A 21,818-nucleotide genomic window follows, 5' to 3' on the forward strand; every position below is an offset into this window, starting at 1 on the left:
GAACTGACAATAAAGATTCCAAAATTAAAGAAATAAAGTACATATATTTAGGGCACAGTTTGGTGTCCTATTTTTTTTATTGTACAAAAAATTATAAAATATAGGATTTTTCAAACTTAAATTTAGTAATATTAATGGGGTGGAGTTACGAAACTACTAAAATGTTATTTACGAGATGGATGTGCTTAACTTAAACTACTTTTTATTATAGTATAGAAAATGTATAAAATTTTTTATAAAATAGGTTATGCTGAGTTATTGAGATTTTTTATAACTTAATTCTTTTAATATCTTTTAAATATATATATAATATTAATATATGGAAAGGGGGGAGTGCTCTTTTTGGGCTATAATTATGAAGACAATATGTATTTTTAATCAAAAGGGTGGGGTTGGAAAGACTACTACTAACATAAATTTATGTGCTTATTTAGCTATGGAAGGTTATAAAATTTTGACAATAGATATAGATCCTCAAGGTAATACAACAAGTGGATTAGGCGTAGATAAAAATAACTTGGAATGTTCCATATATGATGTGCTTATTTCTGATGCATCAATGAAAGAATCAATTATTGAAAGTAATCTAGTAAAAAATTTATTTATTTCTCCATCAACAATGGAATTAGCTGGAGCAGAAGTTGAACTTATTAACAAAAGTGATAGAGAAAATATAATGAAAAATAAGTTGAAAGAAATAGAGGATGAATATGATTATGTATTTATAGATTGTCCTCCATCATTAGGCGTGTTAACTATAAATGCTTTGACTTGTGCAGATTCTGTTTTGATTCCGATGCAGTGTGAATTTTACGCATTAGAAGGAGTAAGTCAATTAATGAGTACAATTCAATTAGTTAAAAAATCTTTGAATAAGAAACTTGAAATTGAAGGGGTTCTTATGACTATGTTTGATTATAGGACTAATTTAAGTAATGAGGTTTTAAAAGAAGTTCAAAAATTCTTTAAGGACAAGGTATATAAAACAACAATAGCTAGAAATATAAGATTAGCAGAAGCTCCTAGTTTTGGATTACCAATAGTTTTATATGATAACAAATGTAAAGGTGCAGAAGCATATACTAACCTAACAAAAGAATTTTTAAGTAGACAGTAGGTGAAGTTTAATGGGGAAAAAATTTGGTTTAGGTAAAGGGCTAAGTGCTCTTATTCCAGAGGATGTCAAAGTGGAATCGGAAGAAATTAAAGAAGGCAAGATGATGATTCCTTTAAATAAAATTAAAAATGATAATAACCAACCTAGAAAAGCATTTGATAATGACAAAATAGTTGAATTAACAGAATCAATAAAGACTCATGGAATTATACAGCCTCTTATATTAAGAAAAAGTGATGATGAATCTTATATTATAGTTGCTGGAGAAAGGCGTTGGAGAGCAGCTAAAATGGCTGGGTTAAAAGAAGTTCCTGCAATAATAATGGAATTAAGTGAAATGGATGTTTTGGAAATTTCGCTCATAGAGAATATTCAAAGGCAAGATTTGAATCCTATAGAAGAAGCACTCGCATACAAAAAGCTTATAAATGATTTTAAAATCACACAAGAAGATTTAAGTAAGAGAATAGGTAAATCAAGAACTGCTATAACAAATACGATGAGATTAATTAATTTGGATAGCAGGGTTCAACAATACATAATTGAAGGTATTATTTCAGAAGGACATGGAAGAGCTTTATTAGGAATAAAGGATGAAGAAGTTCAATATGAATTATCACAAAAGGTTATTGATGAAAATTTATCTGTAAGAGAATTAGAAAGAATGGTTAAAAAAATAGTTGAAGGCAAAAATAAAGAAGAAAAGACAACAACTGTAGAATTAAATCCATATTATAAAAATATAAAAAATCAGCTTCAAGATTATTTTGGAACAAAAGTAAATATATCTAATAAGAATAATAAGGGCAAAATTGAAATCGAATATTATTCAGAGGATGATTTACAAAGAATTTTAGATATTATAAATATCTAAAATGTTTCACGTGAAACAATTATGAAAGGAATGACAATATAGTGGAAGCAATAATTAATTCAATCAATTTATATACGCCATATATATTAATGGCAATGACTGTTATAATAGTATTATTATTTATAATAATTTTATGTTTATTTAAAATTATAGGAAGAGTTGAAGATAAGTACAGAAGACTTATGAAGGGGACAAATAGTAAAAATCTTGAGGAAATGTTGCTTGAAAGAATTGACAGCATAGATGAAGTTAAAGAAATATCAGAAAAAGCAATTAAAGAGTGTGAAAGATTAGAGCTTAAAATGGAAGAATGTATTCAAAAAGTTGCTATAATGAGATATAAAGCGTTTGAAGATGTTGGAAGTGATTTGAGCTTTTCAATTGCTTTATTGGATGACAGAAATGATGGAGTTATTTTAACTGGAATATATGGAAGACAAGAAAGTACTACATATGCGAAGCCAGTTGATAAAGGAATATCTAGATATGATCTTTCAGAAGAAGAATTATATGTTCTAAATGAAGCATGTAATAAATATGAAATGAATAATACAAAGAAAAAGTAAGTCTTAGTACTTACTTTTTCTTTGTTAAATTAAAATTATCAACAATGGATTTTTTATGAATATATTAACAATATTTTTATAAAGAAAAATTTTAAAAGATACAATATGGAACAATTAATGTTTCACGTGAAACATTTTATAAAAAAATAAATTTATATTAAATATATTTTTTTACTTTATGTTTAAAAAATAATTAGTTGTAATTATTTTTATTAAAAGAAATTATATTATCAGAGTTTGAGTTGTTACAGGCGTCTAATGTAAAATAGTAAATTCCTCGAGAAATAGAATCAGCTAATTTCATAACAGTATAAAGACGAGTGTTTTGTAAAACTAGAAATTCAAAATTTCCAGATATATTAACAATTCCTGTTATATTAATTTCACCAACTGAAGGTAAATCTTTATTTAGAGCTAATCCTGGAAATAGAGGCCCTTTTTTTATGAATATTTTACCTATGTTATTGAGAGAACCGAGACATGAATCAATTGCTATAATATATGGATTAATAAAATTTAAATTTATTTTATTTAAAATTTCAGAAAGATTTTTTGCATGTACAGGATTTTCTAAAGTACCATAAACATAAATGTTATTAACAGCAAGAGATTTTAATTTATATCCAATAAGTGGCCCTAATGAATCACCTGTAGATCTATCAGAACCTATACATAATATTATAATTGGTCTATTATTGATTACTGTTTTTAATTCTTTAGATAGATGTTCTTTTATTTTTATATATGCTGTTGGTAAAGATGAATCAACAGAAAAATTGTTACACATAATTGATAAAACCTCCTCTATTAGATTTATTACCAATAGAAGAGGTTTTATTCAATAATTATTTATTTAATGAAATTTTATTTAAAGTTTTTAAAGTATAATCTATTTCTTCTTTTGTATTAAAATATCCAATACTTAATCTTACAGTACCATTTGGATATGTTCCAATAGTTCTATGAGCTAAAGGAGCACAATGAAGTCCACAACGAGTTTTTATAGCATTTTCTTCTAAGATAAATCCTAATTCAGAAGAATCCATACATTTCATATTAATTGAAACACAAGTGGTTATATTTTTTCCGGTTGTATCACCATAAACTATTAAATTATCTATATTTAGAAGCCCATTTAATAGTTGATTCATTAAATGGTGATTATGTTCATAAATATTTTGTATTCCTGTAGATTTTATAAATTTAATGCCTTCAGATAGTCCAATAATTCCTGGCATATTATGTGTACCGCATTCAAATTTATCAGGAAGAAAATCTGGCTGATCTAAAGAATATGATAAACTTCCAGTTCCACCTTGAAGAAGAGCTCTACAAGAAGCGTTTAATTTGTCATCAATTATAAATCCACCAATTCCTTGAGGCCCTAATAAACTTTTATGTCCAGTAAAAGCTATAGCGTTAGCATGTACTGCATTTATATCTAAATTTAAAACACCAGCTCCTTGAGAAGAATCTACAATAAAGAATACATTTTTCTCTTTGCATATCTTTCCTACTTCAGCTATATTTTGAATAGAACCAGTTACATTTGAAGCTTGTGTTAAAATAACTAATTTTGTTTCAGAAGTGATTTTTGATGCAAAATCAGAAGGGTTAATGAAGCCTAAATCATCAGCATCTATTATATCAAGTTTTATTTTTAAATTTTCCTTACAATTTACAAGTGGACGTATTACAGAGTTATGCTCCATAGATGATGTCACTACATGGTCACCTGTTTTAAGAAGACCTTTTATCAACATGTTTAATGATGTTGTAACATTGTTAGTAAATATTACATTACTAGGTGAAGAAAAACCGAAAAAATCACTTACTATTTCACGTGCTTCATATAAAAAACGATTGCTCTGTAAGGTGTTTGAATAATTGCCTCTTCCAGCATTACCTCCTATATTTATCATATAATTATACATACTATCAATTACTTGCTTTGGCTTTGGAAAAGTAGTTGATGAATTATCTAAATAAACATCCATATTGTATTTCACCTCTAAATTTAATTATCAACTTTATCTTATGAATTTAAATATTCCTAAAACTATAAAAGATATTCCTAAAATAATTAGAAAATAATTTAATAACTTTGATGTTTTTTTTGTATAATCAGATTTTACCTTTTTTATACCTTTACTTACTAAAATATTAAGTAAACAAAACCAAGTTACACTTCCAATCATCATAGAAAATACAGCTGTTAAAAAATATAATCTTCCATGATATCTCCAGACACTAAATATAGTAGTACTTATAGCAATCCATAGTGAGGGAGTTGTTGGATTTATGAAAGTTATTAAAAATCCAGTGAGAAGTGCACTTGATGTATATTTATTTATTAAATTATCTGAATCATTTTTATTTGAGTCATTTGCAAATGAAAGACGATTAAATATTATAAGTATAATTCCAGATAAAATCCAAAACAGACTTTGAAAATTTTTGTGTCTGTTAAATATTGTAAAAAGACCTAAATTAATTATAATTATATATAAAAAATCCGCAGAGACAGCACCTATAGATACCTTAAATCCTTCACGGAAACCTTTTGAAATTGACCTATTTATAGATTCAAGACCTGAAGGACCTAAAGGTATAGATGCTGTGAATCCAGTAATAAATCCTACAAATATAGCTTTACACACACACCATAATGAAAACATAATTTACTCCTTATACTAATCTATCTATATAATTATAAAATAAAGGGAAAATATTTTCACTAAATTAATATTAAAATTTATTATTTATTTAAAATATAGATAAAATAAATTTATGTGAAAATGTTCATTAAAACTACTTAATAGTTAAAAAAATCTTGAAAAGATTTCATCATTCATTGTTAATTGTCCATTGTACATTGTTAATTAGAATATATATAATATAAATTATAGTGTGAAAGGTGGTGGCAGTGTTGAATTATTATATAGTGGTTTTTAAAAATACACATGATGCTATGTCAGCAGAAAAAAAATTAAATGAATTGAATTACAAATTTAGAATAATGCCTACTCCAACAGTAATAACTATGAGTTGTGGTATATGTGTAAGGATAGAAGATAAAAATTATATTGAAACTATATTAAAGGATAAGATTATAGAATATAAAAATATTTATTTTAAGCAAGAAAATGGTTATGTTGCAATTGATAATGCCCAATAAGAAATAATGAAGGGGGAAAATTAATGATAGAAAACTTTAATCTTGGCGATATAGTACAGATGAAGAAACAACATCCATGTGGAACATATGAATTTGAAATAATAAGAGTTGGTGCTGATATAAAAATTAAATGTACTGGATGTGGAAGAATTGTAATGATTCCAAGAAGTAAATTTATAAAAGGTGCAAAAAAAATAGTATCTGAAGCAGAAAAATAAATTAATTACTTGAAATTTTTTGAATTTGATGATATAATCATAAATTGTAATCCCTGCCGTGCAAAGCATGGCCGTTAGTCCGAGGGGAGGAGGTGAAATTGATGAGAAAATACGAAACTATATTCATATTAAACCCATCATTCGATGAAGAAACAGTTAAAGCTAACATCGAAAAGTTTAAGGGTGTTATCGAAAATGGTGGAGGAACAGTAGAAAACGTTGATTTCTGGGGTAAGAGAAAACTTGCTTACGAAATCGCTAAAGTAAACGAAGGTTACTATACTTTAGTTAACTTCACAGCTGCTCCAGAATTACCTAGAGAATTAGATAGAATATTCAGAATCACTGATGGTGTTATCAGACATATCATCGTTAATGAACAAGCGTAAGGCGGTGTTGTAAATGAACAAAGTAGTTCTAATCGGAAGATTAACTAAAGATCCAGAACTAAGATTTACACCAGGTACTGGTGCTGCTGTAACAACTTTGACATTAGCAGTTGATAGGTATAATACTAAAACTGGTCAAAACGAAGCTGACTTTATCCCAGTAGTAATATGGGGTAAACAGGCTGAAAGTACTGCGAACTATATGAGTAAAGGTAGCCAAATGGCTATCAGCGGTAGAATTCAGACTAGAAGTTATGATGCTAAAGACGGAACTAAGAGATATGTTACTGAAGTAGTAGCAGATCCAGTTGGTGGAGTTCAATTCCTTGGAAGCAAGGGAAGTAATTCATCAAGTAATAGTTTTGGCGCAGGAAATGAATATTCAGCACCAACAAATGATGTATTTGGTGGTGGAAACTTTGAAGAGGATATGACTCCAGTTGATGATGGAGATATGCCTTTCTAAGAAATTTTTTAGGTGAGGAGGGAAAGAAATGAGCAGAGAAGAAAACAATAATAGAAGACCAGGCGGTAGAATGAGAAGATCTAGAAAGAAAGTTTGTGCTTTCTGTGTAGATAAAGCCGAATTCATCGATTATAAAGATATAAATAAATTAAGAAAGTATGTTACTGAAAGAGGTAAGATACTTCCAAGAAGAATCTCTGGAACTTGTGCTAAGCACCAAAGAGAATTAACAACTTCTATAAAGAGAGCTAGAAACATAGCATTATTACCATTCACAACTGAATAGTAATAATTTAAAACTCCTGAGTAATCAGGAGTTTTTTTGTTTCTATAAAAAATTTATATTTTTTAAGAATTTGTAGATGAATTTAAATATTACTTATAAGTTTAAACATATTTTTAACATTTTATTTTTCATTGCATTTCACATATTTATAATGGATATTAATTATAGATTATTAGTTAGAATATATATTTATCTTACAAAATATGGTAGAATATAGAGTGGTATTATAAATTCTTGCAATAAAGATGAAAAAAAATTACAATAAGAATACGAGGGTTAAGAGGGAGAGGGGATATGTCTATGAAAAAAGATAATTTTAATATAATGAAAAACATTAAAATTATAGAAGATTTGAAGGCACAACTTCTTTGTATTATAGGTGAGTTTTTCAGATTACTTACTAAAGGAAATAATATAGCACAAGATGCTATTTTAGAGTGCATTTCAGGTGCTGTAATAATTTTATATGTATTAGGAGAAAAACTTGGCTATCCATTTGAAGACATAGATAAAAATATGAAATCAAAATTAGATTTAGGAATCAGAGCAGAGGATCAAGTTGAAAAGGAAGGCAAAAGTTTAAGTAGACTAAAACATTATATTAGTAGAAATAGAATAGACTAGATATGTCTTAGGAGGCTTTTATGGATAAAGTAACTATGCTTAAACGTTTGCTTAAGCCTGGATTATTAGTTATAATTTCAATAATACTAATTTCATTTAATCATATTCTAGCAGGGATAATTATATTGATATTTCACTGCATAGATAATTCATACACATTAAATTTAATGTGGTCTAAGGAAGATGAAATTGATTATTTTTCAAAAGCTTTAGATAAAGGAATTAAAGATAATGTTCTTCAATTTATATATCCACTAGTTTTAATTAAAGAAAGTGGAGAAATTATTTGGTGCAATAAATTATTTAATGCTATGCGGCCTAATGAAAATACTTTAGGTGATAATATTTTAAGTATTGCAAGAGGAATTAATATTGATGATTCACTAAAAAGTGAGGATAATCATCAAAGGTTAAATATAAATGGAAAGTTATATGATGTCTATGCTACTACAATTGAAAGAGAAGAAAATGAATATGTGTATTTATTATCATTCAATGATATAACAAAGCTTATAGATTATGAAAAAACTCAAGAGGGAATAATGCTTATAGAAGTAGACAATCTTTCAGATGTATTGGAAAAGACTGATGAAAATAACAAACCACTCTTAGTAGCAGAAATTGAAAGAAAAATTAATCTATATGCTAATAATTTAAAAGCAATGATTGAAAAATATGATACTAATAAATATGTATTATCAGTACAAGACAAATATATTGCAGATGAAATAAATAAACAATTCAAAATAATAGATGATATTTCAAAAATTGATTTAGGAAATTCAATAGAAGTTACATTAAGTATCGGAATAGGATATGGCGGAATGTCTCCACAAGAAAATTATAATACTGCTAAATTTGCTAAGGAATTAGCATTGGGAAGAGGTGGAGATCAGGCAGTAGTTAAGAATGGTAATGATATTAAATTTTTTGGAGGAAACTCTAAAGAATTTGAGAAGAGAACCAGAGTTAAAGCAAGAGTAATAGCAAGAGCATTGAGTGAACTTATATGTGAAAGTAGTAATGTATATATATTAGGACATAAAAATCCAGATATGGATTGTCTTGGAGCAGCAGTGGGATTAGCTAGTATAGTTAAACAATTAGGAAAAGCTTGCAATATTATATTAAATAATGACACTAATGCTATAGATTATTACTTAAACAGATTAAAGGATAATCCTAAATATGATGATTTATTTACAACAGAAGAAGAAGCTATTGAACATATGAATAAAAGAACATTAGTTATTATTGTTGATGTTCATAATAAGAGTTATATAAGCAACCTTCCAGTAGTTTATAAAGCAGAACGTAAAGTTATAATAGATCATCATAGAAGAAGTCCTGATATGATTGAAAATGATATATTGAATTATATAGAAGTATATGCATCTTCGACATCAGAAATGGTTACTGAAATAATTCAATATATGGTTGAAAAGCCTAAATTGACAAGAATAGAAGCAGAAGGACTTCTTGCTGGTATATTTATGGATACAAAAGGATTTTCTTTTAAAACTGGTGTTAGGACATTTGATGCAGCATCTTTCTTAAAATCTTTAGGAGCAGATCCTATAGAAGTAAAAAGAATGTTTACTGATGATTTAAGAAGTTATTTAAGCATAGCAGAAACTATAAAATCAGCACAAGTAAATAATAAAATTGCAATTGCAGTTACACCAGAAAATGTTGAACCTGTAATTGTAGCTAAAGCTGCTGATGAATTGTTGAATATATCAGGCATTTCTATAAGTTTTGTTTTAGGCAAAATAGGAAATGATATATATATTAGTGGAAGGTCCCTTGGTGATATAAACATTCAGATTGTTTTAGAATCCTTAGGAGGAGGCGGACATATGAATATTGCAGGAGCCAAGGTATCAGATGCAACAATGGATGATGTTGTTGAAAAATTAGAAGAATCAATAGAAAAATACTTAAGGACAGGTGAATAGTTATGAAGGTTATTTTATTACAAGATGTAAAGAAAATTGGTAAGAAAGGTGAAGTTATAGAAGCATCAGATGGATATGCAAGAAACTTTTTATTTCCAAGGAAATTAGCACAAGAAGCAACTGATTCAAATTTACACATTTTAAATAATAAAAAAGAAAATGAAAGAAAGCAAAAATTAGCTGAATTAGAAGCAGCTCAAAAGTTAGCAGCAGAATTAAAGGGAAAAGAAATTAAAATTACTGCTAAGACAGGTGAAAATGGAAAGCTATTTGGTGCAATAACAAGCAAAGATGTTGCTGGATTAATTAAGGAACAATATAAAATAGATATAGATAAGAAGAAAATAGTTATGGATACAATAAAAGTTGCAGGTGGATATGAAATAGATGTTAAATTATATCCTGAAGTAAGCACAAAGATGAAGGTAATTATTGTTGCACAAGCATAAGGAGGATTAAATTTGAATTCGTATGAAAACTCTAATATATTAGAAGAGATTATTTCATGTAATCTATCCCTTGAATCTAAAATAGACGCGTTGTATGGAATAGCCAAAAATGTTCTTGATAAAGGTGCATTTAGAGCTAGAACAATAAGATTTAAATTGGATAAATATATACAATCAATAGATCCATGCGATAGAATTTTTGCTTTAAATACAATTCTTTCAGAAGGAAAGGGATTAAAAGTTGTACCTAAAGCAGATGAATTAGAAAAGTGTGTTGAAGATACTATTGGATTGATTTCTGATGAATTAGCAAAGAAATATGTCCAAAACAAAATTGAAGCTCAAGTTGAGCAGTCAATAATGGAGAAACAAGAAAAGTATATAGATGAAGTAAGACTTTCAGTTATAAACAAACAAAAAGGTGTTGAAAATAAAAAGACCCTTGGAAAATTGAATAATTTAATTGAATTAGACAGCAAAGTTACAAGTAAAAATATCATGAGCTTTTTAAGACCTCAGAATTTTGAACAGGTAATAGGGCAGGATAGAGCAGTAAAGTCGTTAATATCAAAACTTTCATCTCCATATCCTCAGCATATAATTTTATATGGACCTCCGGGGGTTGGGAAAACTACAGCAGCAAGACTAGCTCTTGATAAAGTTAAGAAAATTCCATTTACTCCTTTTGATGAGAATTCAAAGTTTGTTGAAGTTGATGGAACAACATTAAGATGGGATCCAAGAGAAATAACAAATCCATTACTTGGTTCTGTTCATGATCCTATATATCAAGGAAGCAAGAGAGATTTAGCTGAGATAGGAATTCCAGAACCAAAGCCAGGATTGGTTACTGAAGCTCATGGAGGAGTATTATTTATAGATGAAATTGGAGAACTCGATTCTATGCTTCAGAATAAATTACTGAAAGTTTTAGAAGATAAAAGAGTTGAATTCTCATCATCTTATTATGATCCAGATGATGAAATGATACCTAAATATATAAAATATTTATTTGATAATGGGGCTCCTGCTGATTTTGTGTTGATTGGAGCTACAACTAGAAGTCCTAGTGAAATAAACCCAGCATTAAGATCAAGATGTACAGAAGTTTATTTTGAACCTCTTTCTTCATCTGATATAACAGCTATTGTAAATGATGCTGCTGAGAAATTAAAAGTAAAGCTTGAAGATGGGGTTGCTGAAAAAATAAGCAATTATACATTTGAGGGAAGAAAGGCAATAAATATGCTGACAGATGCATATGGATATGCACTATACTCTTCTGATTATTCTGAAGATAATTTAGAGATTAAGTTATCACATTTAGATGAAATAATATCTATTGGAAGATATACTCCTTTTGAAAGATTAAAAGATATGAGTAAAAAGGAGATTGGCCATGTTTATGGATTAGGAGTAAGTGGATTTCTGGGATCTACAATAGAAATAGAGTGTGCTGTATTTCCAGCGAAGAAAAAGGGCGCTGGTGTAGTTAGATTTAATGATACAGCAGGTTCTATGGCAAAAGATTCTGTATTTAATGCAGCATCAGTAATAAGAAGCATAACTGATAAGGATATTAAGGATTATGATGTCCATGTTAATGTTATTGGTGGCGGAAAAATTGATGGACCTTCAGCAGGTGCAGCAATTACAACATGTATAATAAGTGCATTAATGAAGAAACCTTTAAGACAGGATATAGCAATTACAGGAGAGATATCTCTTCAAGGAAAAGTTAAACCTGTTGGTGGTATATTTGAAAAAATATATGGAGCAAAGAGAATGGGTATAAATCTTGTTTTGATTCCAAAGGAAAATGAACATGAAATACCATTAAATAATACAGATATTAAAGTTAAGACAATTAGCACAATTGAAGAACTTTTAGATATTGCATTTAATTAGAAAGTCTGAAAATGCACATCTTGCGATTTACTATGGTTTATTGCTGATGTGTATTTTTTCAATTTTACATTATATTTTGCAATTAGCAATGTAAAATTAAAAATTTGCAGATTCCTCATGATGTTAGATAATTCAATTCAGTTAACTTAGAATTAATTTAAAATCAATAAAGTTTAAGAAATTAAATTCAATAAGAATCTTAATATTTTTACAAAATTTAAATTTTATAATATAATTTTTAGTATTGAAATAATAGAACAATAAAACGAGAGGAGGAAGAATTTTGGATGCACCAGTTATGAGAAGTTTGCCTCAAAGTATAGAAGCTGAACAATCTGTAATAGGTTCCATGATTATTGATAAAAATGCTATTGCAAAGGTTCTTGAAAGTTTGGAGGAAGAAGATTTTTATAGAGATGGGCATAAAGTCATATATAAAGCTATATTAGAGATGTTTAGAAATGATATGGCTGTTGATTTAGTTACTCTTTTAGAATATCTCAAAAGTACAGAAATGCTTGAAAGAGCTGGTGGCGTAACATACATAACAGAAGTAAGTTCTTCTGTACCATCTACTGCTAATTTAAGTTCATATATAAAAATAGTTTCAGATAAATCAACATTGAGAAAGCTTATAAAAGCATCAACAACAATTATTGAAGAAAGTTATAATAATCAGAGTAATGTTGAAAATGTAGTAGATGTGGCTGAAAAGAAAATATTTAACATAGCAGAAAACAGAACTTCGAAAGACTTTGAATCTTTAGGTGATGTATTAGAAAGAGGATTTTTAAAAATTGAAAAACTTTTTAATAATAAAGGTGAAGTTACAGGAGTTCCATCGGGATTTATTGATCTTGATGCAAAAACATCAGGTTTTCAAAGTGGTGATATGGTTCTAATAGCAGCAAGACCATCCATGGGAAAAACTACATTTGCTTTAAATATAGCAGAACATGTAGCACTTAGAGAACATAAAAGTGTTGTTATATTTTCTCTGGAAATGTCTAAAGAACAGCTTGCATATAAGCTTTTATGTTCTGAAGCAAATGTTGATATGCTTAAACTTAGAACAGGTACATTAAGCGATGAAGATTGGGAAAACATAGCTATGGCAAGCGGACCTCTTTCTAAAGCTAAGATTTATATTGATGATACTGCAGGTGTAACTGTTATGGAAATGAGATCAAAATGCAGAAGATTAAAAATGGAGTACGGAATCGATCTTATTGTTATTGATTATTTGCAGCTTATGTCTGGTGGTGCTAATTCTGATGGAAATAGACAGCAAGAGGTATCTGAAATATCAAGATCTATCAAGGCTTTAGCTAAAGAAATGGAATGTCCAGTAATAGCTTTATCACAGTTATCCCGTGCACCAGAACAGAGAGCAGACCATAGACCTATGCTATCAGACCTTAGAGAGTCTGGATCAATAGAGCAGGATGCTGACATTGTTATGTTCCTTTATAGAGATGAATATTATAATAAGGAAACAGAAGATAAAAATATTGGTGAATGTATTATGGCTAAACAGAGAAATGGTCCAGTTGGAACTGTTAAATTAAGATGGCTTGGTCAATATAGTAAATTTGCTAATTTAGATGTTGTTCATACTGAATAAAATAAATATACTATACAGGACTGTTACATTAAAGAATATTTTATTATTATAAAAATAATCTATATTTAAGCAGTCCTGATTTTTGTTTATAATGTGAATTAAGAATTATTAAAATAGATTTTAGGAACTTTTAGTGATAAACTATCATTATAGTAAATATGTGAAATTTTTTTAGTATTTATATTTGGAAGATAAAATAATTTAGTGGACAATGTTTTAGAAGAAGGATTTTTTCTTTTAATCTGTAATATTAAAAAGCGGTTTTTATAATATACTTCAAAATAATTTATGCTATTATAAAATGGAGTTAGAGAGATTAAGTAACAATCGGATTGTTCTGTTATTTCACATATAGGTGATTTTTTTGCATTCATATTAGAATAAAGTATACAGTTGATGAATTTATCGATGTTATAAATTTTATTATTATATACTATAGAAGTACAGGTCATATAAATTCCTCCCTTCAATTATTTATAGTTTGTGAATTTATAACCAAGCTATCCTATGATTGTAGTGGGTGAATTTTTAAATATTTATATAAAAACATAAAAAATGAATATATAACAAAAAATTTTAAATTGGGGGCTAAAAAATGAATAAAAAAGTAGGATTTATAGGTTGCGGAAACATGGGAAGTTCTATGGTAGGAGGATTAATAAAATCAGGATTTTTAAAACCTGAAGATATAATTGTGTCTACCAAGACAGAAGCTTCTTCCAAAAGACTTGCAGATGAATTTAAAATTGAAACAACTCTTGATAGTAAGATAGTAGCTGAAAAAAGTGAAACTATAATTTTAGCTGTTAAACCACATATGTATAAGACAGTTATTGATGAAATAAAAGATAGATTAACAGAAAATAAGTTAATAATAACAATTGCAGCTGGAATAGCAATTGAAGATATGGAAGAATGGCTTGGAGATGACTGCAAAATAATTAGAACAATGCCTAATACGCCAGCGCTTGTGGGTGAAGCAATGTCTGCAGTGTGTCCTAATGAAAATGTAAGTAAGGAAGAATTAGAATACTGCATTAATATTTTTGAAAGTTTTGGAGAATGTGAAGTTTTAGAAGAAAAATATTTTGATGGATTTATATCAGTAGCTGGTTCATCACCTGCATATGTGTTCATGTTTATTGAAGCAATGGCTGATGGTGCAGTAAAACTTGGAATACCAAGAGCAAAAGCTTATAAAATGGCAGCTCAAAGTGTTTTAGGATCTGCAAAAATGGTTTTAGATACAGGAAAGCATCCAGGAGAATTAAAAGATATGGTATGTTCACCAGCAGGAACTACAATTGATGCTGTAGTTGAACTTGAGAAGTTAGGGTTTAGAAATAGTGTAATTCAAGCTATGGATAAGTGCGCTGAAAAATCAAAAAATATGCACAAATAAAAAGGCAGCTATGCTGCAATAAGAACTTTTCACAAATAAAAAGAGCAGCTATGTTGCAATAAGAACCTTATTGGGAGCAGAAAAATTTTTATTTTTTGCTCCCTCTGTTTTTATGTGTATAATTTCAAAATTATTTTGTTGTGGAAAAATTATTTTAAAATTATTTGTGGATAAAATTATTTTTTAAAAATGTGGATAACTTTTTATTTTAGAAGTGTGGATAAATTCAAGAAATGTTGAATGTGCATAATTTTAATTAATATTGCTCCCTCTGTTTTTTCTTTAAAATTTGAAAAATTTTATTATAGATAATAAAAATTTTAAATTGAATAATGAATTTTTGAAATTCAAAATAAAAAATACTGAGACATTTAAAAACATCTCAGTATTTTTTATATTTTCTGTTTCTATATTTGAGATACGCCACTTTTTACTGCTGCATTTTTAACAGCTTCTGCAACTAATTTTTGAACTTTTAAATCAAATGCTTTTGGAATTATATTTTCTGCATTTAATTCGTTTTCGGGTATTGCATTTGCAATTGCATACGCAGCAGCAACTTTCATTTCTTCATTTATTTCAGATGCTCTTACATCTAATGCACCTCTGAATACTCCAGGGAATGCAAGTACATTGTTAATTTGATTTGGATAATCTGAACGTCCTGTTCCCATAACTGCAATTCCTGCTTCCTTTGCATCTTCAGGGAATATTTCAGGAGTTGGATTTGCCATAGCAAAAATTATTCCATCTTTATTCATGGTTTTAACCATTTCTTTTGAAACTATGTTTGGAGCAGAAACGCCTATGAATACATCAGCTCCTACCATAGCGTCTTTAAGCATTCCAGTTACATTATTAGGATTAGTTATTTGAGCTAATTCAGCCATATATTTATTATCACTTAAATCTTTATCTCTGCTTATTACTCCATTTATATCACACATTACTATTTCCTTAACACCAGAAGAAAGTAATAATTTACAGATTGCAGTTCCAGCAGAACCAGCACCATTAATAACAACTTTTATATTATCTAATTTTTTTCCTACTACTTTTAAAGCGTTTATCAATCCTGATAAGACAACTATTGCAGTTCCATGTTGGTCGTCATGGAATACTGGAATGTTTAATCTTTCTTTTAATTTTTGCTCAACTTCAAAGCATCTTGGAGCTGAAATATCTTCTAAGTTTATTCCGCCAAGTGTTGGAGCAATATTTGCAACTGTTTCAACAATTTCATCAACATTTTTTGTATCAAGAACTATAGGAAATGCATCAACATTACCAAATTCCTTAAATAAAACACTTTTACCTTCCATTACAGGCAAGGCAGCCATAGGTCCTATATCGCCAAGACCAAGTACTGCAGTTCCATCTGATATTACTGCTACAGTATTCCATTTACGTGTATATGTATAAACTTTTGATGGATCCTTATGTATTTCACGGCATGGTTCTGCAACTCCTGGTGTATAAGCTAAGCTTAAATCTTTTGAGTTCTTTACTTCGCATGTTGGTTTTATTTCATATTTACCTCTTTTTTCTTCATGGAATTTTAATGATTCTTCGTATATGTTCATATTTGCACTCCTTATTAATGATATTTTTATATTAATTAATTTGTTTTCCAATATATAATCAAACCTGGACTTTTAAAATTTGGACAGAAATTAGTGAATAAAAAATAAAGTTTTTCTTTTGAATATGTTAAACATTGGGTTTCCTTTCATAAAATAGTCTTTGTTAATATTATACGAATTATTTGCATAAAAATCAAAAAAATATTCGATATGTAGTTGACCATAGACACGTACTTTGCTAATATTTAAAAGGAGATAAAAAATAAATTATAGATAGCAAATAATTAACTCCGATAACTGGTACGAATAAAATTTAAGAGTATTTATTTAAGGGAGGCAGGATAGATGTCAGCATTTATTGTTTTAGGAGCTCAATGGGGCGATGAAGGAAAAGGTAAAATGACAGATTATTTAGCAGAAGATGCTAATGTTGTTGTTAGATTCCAGGGAGGAAACAATGCTGGTCACACTGTTGTAGTTGGTGACAAGGAATACAAATTGCACTTAATACCATCAGGAATTTTATATGAAGATAAATTAAATGTAATAGGAAATGGAGTCGTTGTTGATCCAAAGGCTTTATTTGAAGAAATAGACTATTTAGAAGGTGTTGGAGTAAAAGTAACACCAGAAAAATTAATAATAAGTGATAGAGCACAACTTATAATGCCATATCATAAAATATTAGATAGACTTAAGGAAAAAGCAAGAGGAAAGAATGATATTGGTACTACTGGTAAAGGAATAGGACCTTGCTATACAGATAAATTTGAAAGATGTGGAATTAGAGTTTGTGATTTAATGCATGAAGAAGTGTTCACAGAAAAGCTTAAAGAAAATATTGAAATGAAAAATGCATATATCACTAAAGTTTTAGGTGGAGAAGCTTTAAACTTTGATGAGATATTGAAAGAATATTTAGAATTTGGTAAGAAATTAAGACCATTTGTTCAAGATACTTCAGTAAGAGTTTACAATGATATTAAAGCAGATAAAACTGTTTTATTTGAAGGTGCTCAAGGTATGTTATTAGATATTGATTATGGAACTTATCCATATGTAACTTCATCTAATACAACTGCTGGTGGAGTAGCTAATGGTGTTGGTATAGGACCAAACATGATTACTAATGCTGTTGGTATAACAAAAGCATACACTACAAGAGTTGGTAAAGGACCATTCCCAACAGAATTACTTGATGAAACTGGTAACTGGATAAGAGAAAAAGGCCATGAATATGGTGTAACTACAGGAAGATCAAGAAGATGTGGATGGTTAGACTTAGTTATAGTTAAGACTGCTTGCAGAGTTAGTGGATTAACATCATTAGCAGTAACAAAAATTGATACATTAGCAGGATTAGATAAATTAAAAGTATGTGTTGGATATAAATTTAATGGTAAAGTTATAGATTACTTCCCAGCAAGCTTAGAAGATTTAGCTAAATGTGAACCAGTATATGAAGAATTTGAAGGCTGGGGAGAAGAAGTAGCTGATGCAAGAAGTTATGATGAATTGCCAGAAAATGCAAAAAAATATTTAAAGAGAATAGAAGAATTTACAGATACAAAGATATCAATTGTTTCTGTTGGTCCTAAGAGAGATCAAACTATGAGAATTAAATCTCTATAGTCTAGTAAAGTTGTCGGATATTGACTTTTAACTTCTCATAAAATATAATTTTTGGTATACAATATTATTAGATTATGTGCAGAAGAAGGTGAAATATAATGATAACTAAGGATATGACAATAGGCGAAGTTGTTCATGCAGATGCATCTAAAGCAGAAATTTTAATGAGCTTTGGTATGGGATGCGTTGGATGTCCATCAGCTCAAGCGGAAACAATAGCTGAAGCTGCTGCGGTTCATGGAATAAATTTAGATAATTTATTAGAAGCATTAAATAAATAATTATAAATTAGGATTTTCAATTATGAAAATCCTAATTTTTTTTATATAGTTTTATTATTGAAAAATGCATCAAAAGAATAAACTGAAAATTTATTAATTATATTTATGCAAAAATGTATGATAATATATATTAAAGGAAAATTTTAAAAGGAAAGGAGAAGCAAAATAGCTTTTGCAAAGAATTGTTATGAAAGAATTCACTAAAAACTATGAGATACATTATTATGAGGTTGATTCAAAATTAAGATGCAAATTATCATCAATCATTGATTTTATATGTGATGTTGGAACACAACAGTCAGAATCAGTTGGTGGTGGAATAGATTATTGTGCAAAAAATAATTGTGCATGGGTTTTTTATAAATACGATATAAAAATGAAGAGATATCCTATGTTTGGAGAAACTATAAGTATAACAACAAAACCAGTTGGATTTAAGAAATTTTATGGATTAAGAAGATATATTATTAAAGATGAAAAAAGTAATGTAATTGGAGAAGCATTAGCTTTATTTTTCTTGATTGATATTGAAAAGAGAAGACCTATGAGAATACAGAAAGAGCAGTATGATTTTTATGGAGTAGATGGAGATATAAATTATGATGTAAGCATGGAAAAGCTTGAAAGAATAGATGGAGAAGATTATTGTGTAGAATTTAATATAAGATATAGCGACATAGATTCTAATAATCATGTTAATAATGTTAAATACATTGAATGGGCAATAGAAGCAGTTCCAGCTGAAATAGTTAAAGATTATACAATAAAAAGAATTAAGGTTACATTTGAAAAAGAAAGTAAATATGGAGAAAAGATATCATCTTCAGCAGTAGTAAAAAAAGAGGATGGAATAATAAAAACCTATCATACAATCAGAAAAAATGATGGTACAGAACTTACTTTATTAGAAGCTGAATGGCAGAAAGCTGAATAATAAGTTAATAAATTTATACATCTTAAATTAAATATTTTCTACATCTGATATTTTATATTAAAAATATCAGATGTGAAAATTGGATTTTATTTATTATTCTTTTCAATATGTATTTGAATAATTAAGCTATATCTATATTTTGATTAAATAAATTTAATTTTGGGAAGCAGATTTTCCAGCAACATATCCTGAACTCCAAGCCCATTGAAGATTAAAGCCTCCACAGTCACCATGGACATCAAGTATTTCACCACAGAAATATAAATTATCAATCAAATTGGATTCTAATGTTAAATTATTTACTTCTCTTGTATCAATACCTCCTACAGTTACCTGAGCATTATTAAAACCATTTGTGTCAATACAGTTGAATTTCCATTGCTTAAATTTTGAAATAAGAGTGTTTATATCTTTCCAGTCAATATTACTGCAAGGTGAATGAATATCTTTAATTCCAGAGTCTTTTAAAAGTGTAGGAATTAATTTTTTGTGTACTGTTCCTATTAATGCAGAACATATTTCTCTGTGATTGAACATAGAAAGATGACTTGAAAAGAAATTTTCCACATCTTCTATACTTTCATCAGGAAACATATCTACTACTATTGTTACTTTTGATTTTCTGTTTAGTGCTTTTGCAGCATAATAAGAAATCTGTAATATTGGAGGACCTGAAATTCCATAGTCAGTAAATAGAATTTCTCCTTTTTCACTTCTTACTAATTTATCGTCTATTAATATAGATATACATCCATCAAATTTTACTCCTGAAATTGCTTTTAAGAATGGATAATCAAGTTTTAATTGAACTATTCCAGGAAGTGTATCTGTTATTTTATGTCCTAAAGATTTTGCAAGTTTATATCCACTGCCATCAGATCCTGTTTTTACAGCTGATTTTCCTCCACAACTTAAAATTAGTTTTTTACATGAAAACCCATCATATTCGTTATTGTTAGTGAATAAGTTGAAATTTTTCTTTTTAGTTATGGAATTTATTTTACAATCTGTGTATAAAGGAATCTGTCTATCTTCAATTGCCATTCTGAATATATCTACAACAGAAGAAGCTTGAAGAGATTTTGGATACATTTTACCATTTTCTAATTCAATTAAAGGTAGTCCTAGAGATAAAAATAAATTTTTAGTATCTTTAACAGTGAGATTATTTAAAGTATTTATAAAGAAATTATTGTTTTCACTATGATAGTTATTATATGGATAATCTATATTACTATTTGATATATTGCAACGGCCATTACCAGTTGTTAATATTTTTTTCCCAATTCTATCAGTTCCTTCAACAATTGCTACATCCATACCAAAATCTTTAGCCGTGATAGCAGCTATCAGCCCAGAAGCACCGCCACCTATAATTATTAAATCGTGATAAATCATTTTTATTAATCACTCCTTATTTTTATATTACACCTGTTTTATATAAATTTATGTATACTAAATAAATTTTATCATAGTAATATTAAGGTTAAAAGAAAGGAATACTAAATATAAGAGGTGATTCTAATGCAAGTGAAAATTATTAATAAAAATTTAGAAGACTATAATAGAACTTTTAAAGTTAGAAGAATGAATTATAATGAAATAATAGTAAATTACCCACTAGGAGATGGATTGAAATATTTTTCCTTTAATGATGTTGAGTGTATAAGAGAAAATGAAATTGATGATTTTCTTATACTTCATAGAGATTTTTTAAAGATTAAATTAAAAAGAGGTATATCTGTATTTCTGTATAATGCTATATATGATTCAATTAAAGATGAAATCAATGAAGATATAGAGAGGTTAAATGTCTTACGTGACAAATATAAAATAAATAAAAGAGGAATATGGGATAAAGAGATATTAGTGAGTGTAAATAATAAATTTCCTTTAGAAATACAGGCATCAGGTCAGAATTTTAAAAGAGATGGATATAATATAATAATTAATAAAGTAGAAAAAGAGAATTTTTTGGAATTATGCGAAAAAGAAATTAAATTAATAAATAAAGAAATATTGCTTAAAAAGCAAGTTATAAATAGTTTTGAAGAGGCAATAGAAAAGATTAAAAATGCCCATTAAAGTGAGTAAAACTGAGAATTCTACATATGAAAAATAAGATAAAATTAAAAAAATAAAAAAAAAATAAAAAAATGTGTTGACACGTAAACAGAAATTCTGTATTATAGTCTATGTGGTCAGCGCGACACAGTCAAGAAGCAAGACGGTAAAGCGAATGACAATAAAGCATGGCTCCTTGGTCAAGCGGTTAAGACACCACCCTTTCACGGTGGTAACAGGGGTTCGATTCCCCTAGGAGTCACCA

At 28.3% G+C, this 21,818-nt stretch carries 23 protein-coding genes and 1 tRNA gene; 19 read left to right on the forward strand and 5 right to left on the reverse strand.

What is annotated here, in order from left to right; genetic code table 11:
* The first annotated feature begins 355 nt into the window (after nucleotides 1-355).
* From Q0F58_RS09730 to Q0F58_RS09740, 3 genes are read left to right on the forward strand one after another with little or no spacing between them, the layout of a single operon-like run.
* Entirely contained in the window at nucleotides 356-1,117 is a 762-nt protein-coding gene (locus Q0F58_RS09730; RefSeq protein WP_294375677.1) for a ParA family protein, read from the forward strand.
* 10 nt (nucleotides 1,118-1,127) lie between these two features.
* Complete coding sequence (locus tag Q0F58_RS09735; protein WP_294375681.1) at nucleotides 1,128-1,991, forward strand: ParB/RepB/Spo0J family partition protein; 864 nt, start codon at nucleotides 1,128-1,130, stop codon at nucleotides 1,989-1,991.
* A 41-nt stretch (nucleotides 1,992-2,032) separates the two neighbouring features.
* On the forward strand, nucleotides 2,033-2,557 hold the full coding sequence (locus Q0F58_RS09740; RefSeq protein WP_294375684.1) for a DUF4446 family protein: 525 nt from the start codon (nucleotides 2,033-2,035) through the stop codon (nucleotides 2,555-2,557).
* A gap of 193 nt (nucleotides 2,558-2,750) precedes the next feature.
* Here Q0F58_RS09740 and yyaC read toward each other — a convergent pair whose 3' ends face one another.
* From yyaC to Q0F58_RS09755, 3 genes are read right to left on the reverse strand one after another with little or no spacing between them, the layout of a single operon-like run.
* Entirely contained in the window at nucleotides 2,751-3,344 is a 594-nt protein-coding gene (yyaC, locus tag Q0F58_RS09745; RefSeq protein WP_294375689.1) for a spore protease YyaC, read from the reverse strand.
* A 58-nt stretch (nucleotides 3,345-3,402) separates the two neighbouring features.
* Nucleotides 3,403-4,554: an aminotransferase class V-fold PLP-dependent enzyme gene (locus Q0F58_RS09750; protein WP_294375692.1), complete on the reverse strand. Its 1,152-nt coding sequence runs from the start codon at nucleotides 4,552-4,554 to the stop codon at nucleotides 3,403-3,405.
* A gap of 33 nt (nucleotides 4,555-4,587) precedes the next feature.
* Complete coding sequence (locus Q0F58_RS09755; RefSeq protein WP_294375694.1) at nucleotides 4,588-5,235, reverse strand: LysE family translocator; 648 nt, start codon at nucleotides 5,233-5,235, stop codon at nucleotides 4,588-4,590.
* Nucleotides 5,236-5,486: 251 nt separating this feature from the next.
* Between Q0F58_RS09755 and Q0F58_RS09760 the strand changes: the two genes are divergently transcribed.
* The 11 genes from Q0F58_RS09760 to proC all read left to right on the forward strand — a co-directional run bounded on the left by Q0F58_RS09760 (nucleotide 5,487) and on the right by proC (nucleotide 15,059).
* The gene (locus Q0F58_RS09760; protein ID WP_294375696.1) at nucleotides 5,487-5,735 is read left to right on the forward strand and encodes a DUF3343 domain-containing protein; all 249 of its coding nucleotides are present in this window, start codon (nucleotides 5,487-5,489) and stop codon (nucleotides 5,733-5,735) included.
* Between the two features lie 23 nt (nucleotides 5,736-5,758).
* Nucleotides 5,759-5,953: a DUF951 domain-containing protein gene (locus Q0F58_RS09765; protein WP_294375699.1), complete on the forward strand. Its 195-nt coding sequence runs from the start codon at nucleotides 5,759-5,761 to the stop codon at nucleotides 5,951-5,953.
* 101 nt (nucleotides 5,954-6,054) lie between these two features.
* A complete protein-coding gene (gene rpsF, locus Q0F58_RS09770; RefSeq protein WP_294375706.1) occupies nucleotides 6,055-6,342 on the forward strand; it encodes a 30S ribosomal protein S6 in 288 nt (95 codons plus the stop codon).
* A gap of 13 nt (nucleotides 6,343-6,355) precedes the next feature.
* Entirely contained in the window at nucleotides 6,356-6,808 is a 453-nt protein-coding gene (locus tag Q0F58_RS09775) for a single-stranded DNA-binding protein (protein WP_294375709.1), read from the forward strand.
* 28 nt (nucleotides 6,809-6,836) lie between these two features.
* Nucleotides 6,837-7,094, forward strand: coding sequence for a 30S ribosomal protein S18 (rpsR, locus tag Q0F58_RS09780; protein WP_002582840.1), 258 nt, complete (start codon nucleotides 6,837-6,839; stop codon nucleotides 7,092-7,094).
* A 300-nt stretch (nucleotides 7,095-7,394) separates the two neighbouring features.
* Nucleotides 7,395-7,718 (forward strand): MazG-like family protein, encoded by a 324-nt coding sequence (locus Q0F58_RS09785; RefSeq protein WP_294375712.1) that lies wholly within the window; start codon nucleotides 7,395-7,397, stop codon nucleotides 7,716-7,718.
* 20 nt (nucleotides 7,719-7,738) lie between these two features.
* Entirely contained in the window at nucleotides 7,739-9,676 is a 1,938-nt protein-coding gene (locus tag Q0F58_RS09790; protein WP_294375715.1) for a DHH family phosphoesterase, read from the forward strand.
* A 2-nt stretch (nucleotides 9,677-9,678) separates the two neighbouring features.
* Entirely contained in the window at nucleotides 9,679-10,125 is a 447-nt protein-coding gene (rplI, locus tag Q0F58_RS09795) for a 50S ribosomal protein L9 (protein WP_294375717.1), read from the forward strand.
* A gap of 12 nt (nucleotides 10,126-10,137) precedes the next feature.
* Nucleotides 10,138-12,033 (forward strand): Lon family ATP-dependent protease, encoded by a 1,896-nt coding sequence (gene lonC, locus Q0F58_RS09800; RefSeq protein ID WP_294375720.1) that lies wholly within the window; start codon nucleotides 10,138-10,140, stop codon nucleotides 12,031-12,033.
* 283 nt (nucleotides 12,034-12,316) lie between these two features.
* Complete coding sequence (locus Q0F58_RS09805) at nucleotides 12,317-13,657, forward strand: replicative DNA helicase (RefSeq protein WP_294375723.1); 1,341 nt, start codon at nucleotides 12,317-12,319, stop codon at nucleotides 13,655-13,657.
* A gap of 595 nt (nucleotides 13,658-14,252) precedes the next feature.
* A complete protein-coding gene (proC, locus tag Q0F58_RS09810; RefSeq protein WP_294375725.1) occupies nucleotides 14,253-15,059 on the forward strand; it encodes a pyrroline-5-carboxylate reductase in 807 nt (268 codons plus the stop codon).
* A gap of 407 nt (nucleotides 15,060-15,466) precedes the next feature.
* Here proC and Q0F58_RS09815 read toward each other — a convergent pair whose 3' ends face one another.
* Nucleotides 15,467-16,642 carry an NADP-dependent malic enzyme gene (locus Q0F58_RS09815; RefSeq protein ID WP_294375730.1) on the reverse strand — a complete coding sequence of 392 codons (1,176 nt, stop codon included), beginning with the start codon at nucleotides 16,640-16,642 and terminating at the stop codon, nucleotides 15,467-15,469.
* A gap of 345 nt (nucleotides 16,643-16,987) precedes the next feature.
* Here Q0F58_RS09815 and Q0F58_RS09820 point away from each other — a divergent pair, with 345 nt between their 5' ends.
* The 3 genes from Q0F58_RS09820 (at nucleotide 16,988) to Q0F58_RS09830 (ending at nucleotide 19,489) form a co-directional block, all read left to right on the forward strand.
* Nucleotides 16,988-18,274, forward strand: a complete 1,287-nt coding sequence (locus tag Q0F58_RS09820) for an adenylosuccinate synthase (RefSeq protein ID WP_294375733.1) — start codon at nucleotides 16,988-16,990, stop codon at nucleotides 18,272-18,274.
* Nucleotides 18,275-18,372: 98 nt separating this feature from the next.
* Nucleotides 18,373-18,555: a DUF1858 domain-containing protein gene (locus Q0F58_RS09825; RefSeq protein WP_294375735.1), complete on the forward strand. Its 183-nt coding sequence runs from the start codon at nucleotides 18,373-18,375 to the stop codon at nucleotides 18,553-18,555.
* A gap of 187 nt (nucleotides 18,556-18,742) precedes the next feature.
* Entirely contained in the window at nucleotides 18,743-19,489 is a 747-nt protein-coding gene (locus tag Q0F58_RS09830) for an acyl-[acyl-carrier-protein] thioesterase (protein ID WP_294375741.1), read from the forward strand.
* Between the two features lie 153 nt (nucleotides 19,490-19,642).
* Here the strand turns inward: Q0F58_RS09830 and Q0F58_RS09835 are convergent, their stop codons facing one another.
* Nucleotides 19,643-20,887 carry an NAD(P)/FAD-dependent oxidoreductase gene (locus Q0F58_RS09835; protein WP_294375737.1) on the reverse strand — a complete coding sequence of 415 codons (1,245 nt, stop codon included), beginning with the start codon at nucleotides 20,885-20,887 and terminating at the stop codon, nucleotides 19,643-19,645.
* Between the two features lie 126 nt (nucleotides 20,888-21,013).
* Between Q0F58_RS09835 and Q0F58_RS09840 the strand changes: the two genes are divergently transcribed.
* Both Q0F58_RS09840 and Q0F58_RS09845 read left to right on the forward strand, forming a co-directional pair.
* The gene (locus tag Q0F58_RS09840; protein ID WP_294375739.1) at nucleotides 21,014-21,574 is read left to right on the forward strand and encodes a hypothetical protein; all 561 of its coding nucleotides are present in this window, start codon (nucleotides 21,014-21,016) and stop codon (nucleotides 21,572-21,574) included.
* 169 nt (nucleotides 21,575-21,743) lie between these two features.
* Nucleotides 21,744-21,818 (forward strand) — tRNA-Glu (locus Q0F58_RS09845).

The organism is uncultured Clostridium sp., from assembly GCF_934754915.1.
In the GTDB taxonomy this organism is placed as follows: Bacteria; Bacillota; Clostridia; order Clostridiales; family Clostridiaceae; genus Clostridium.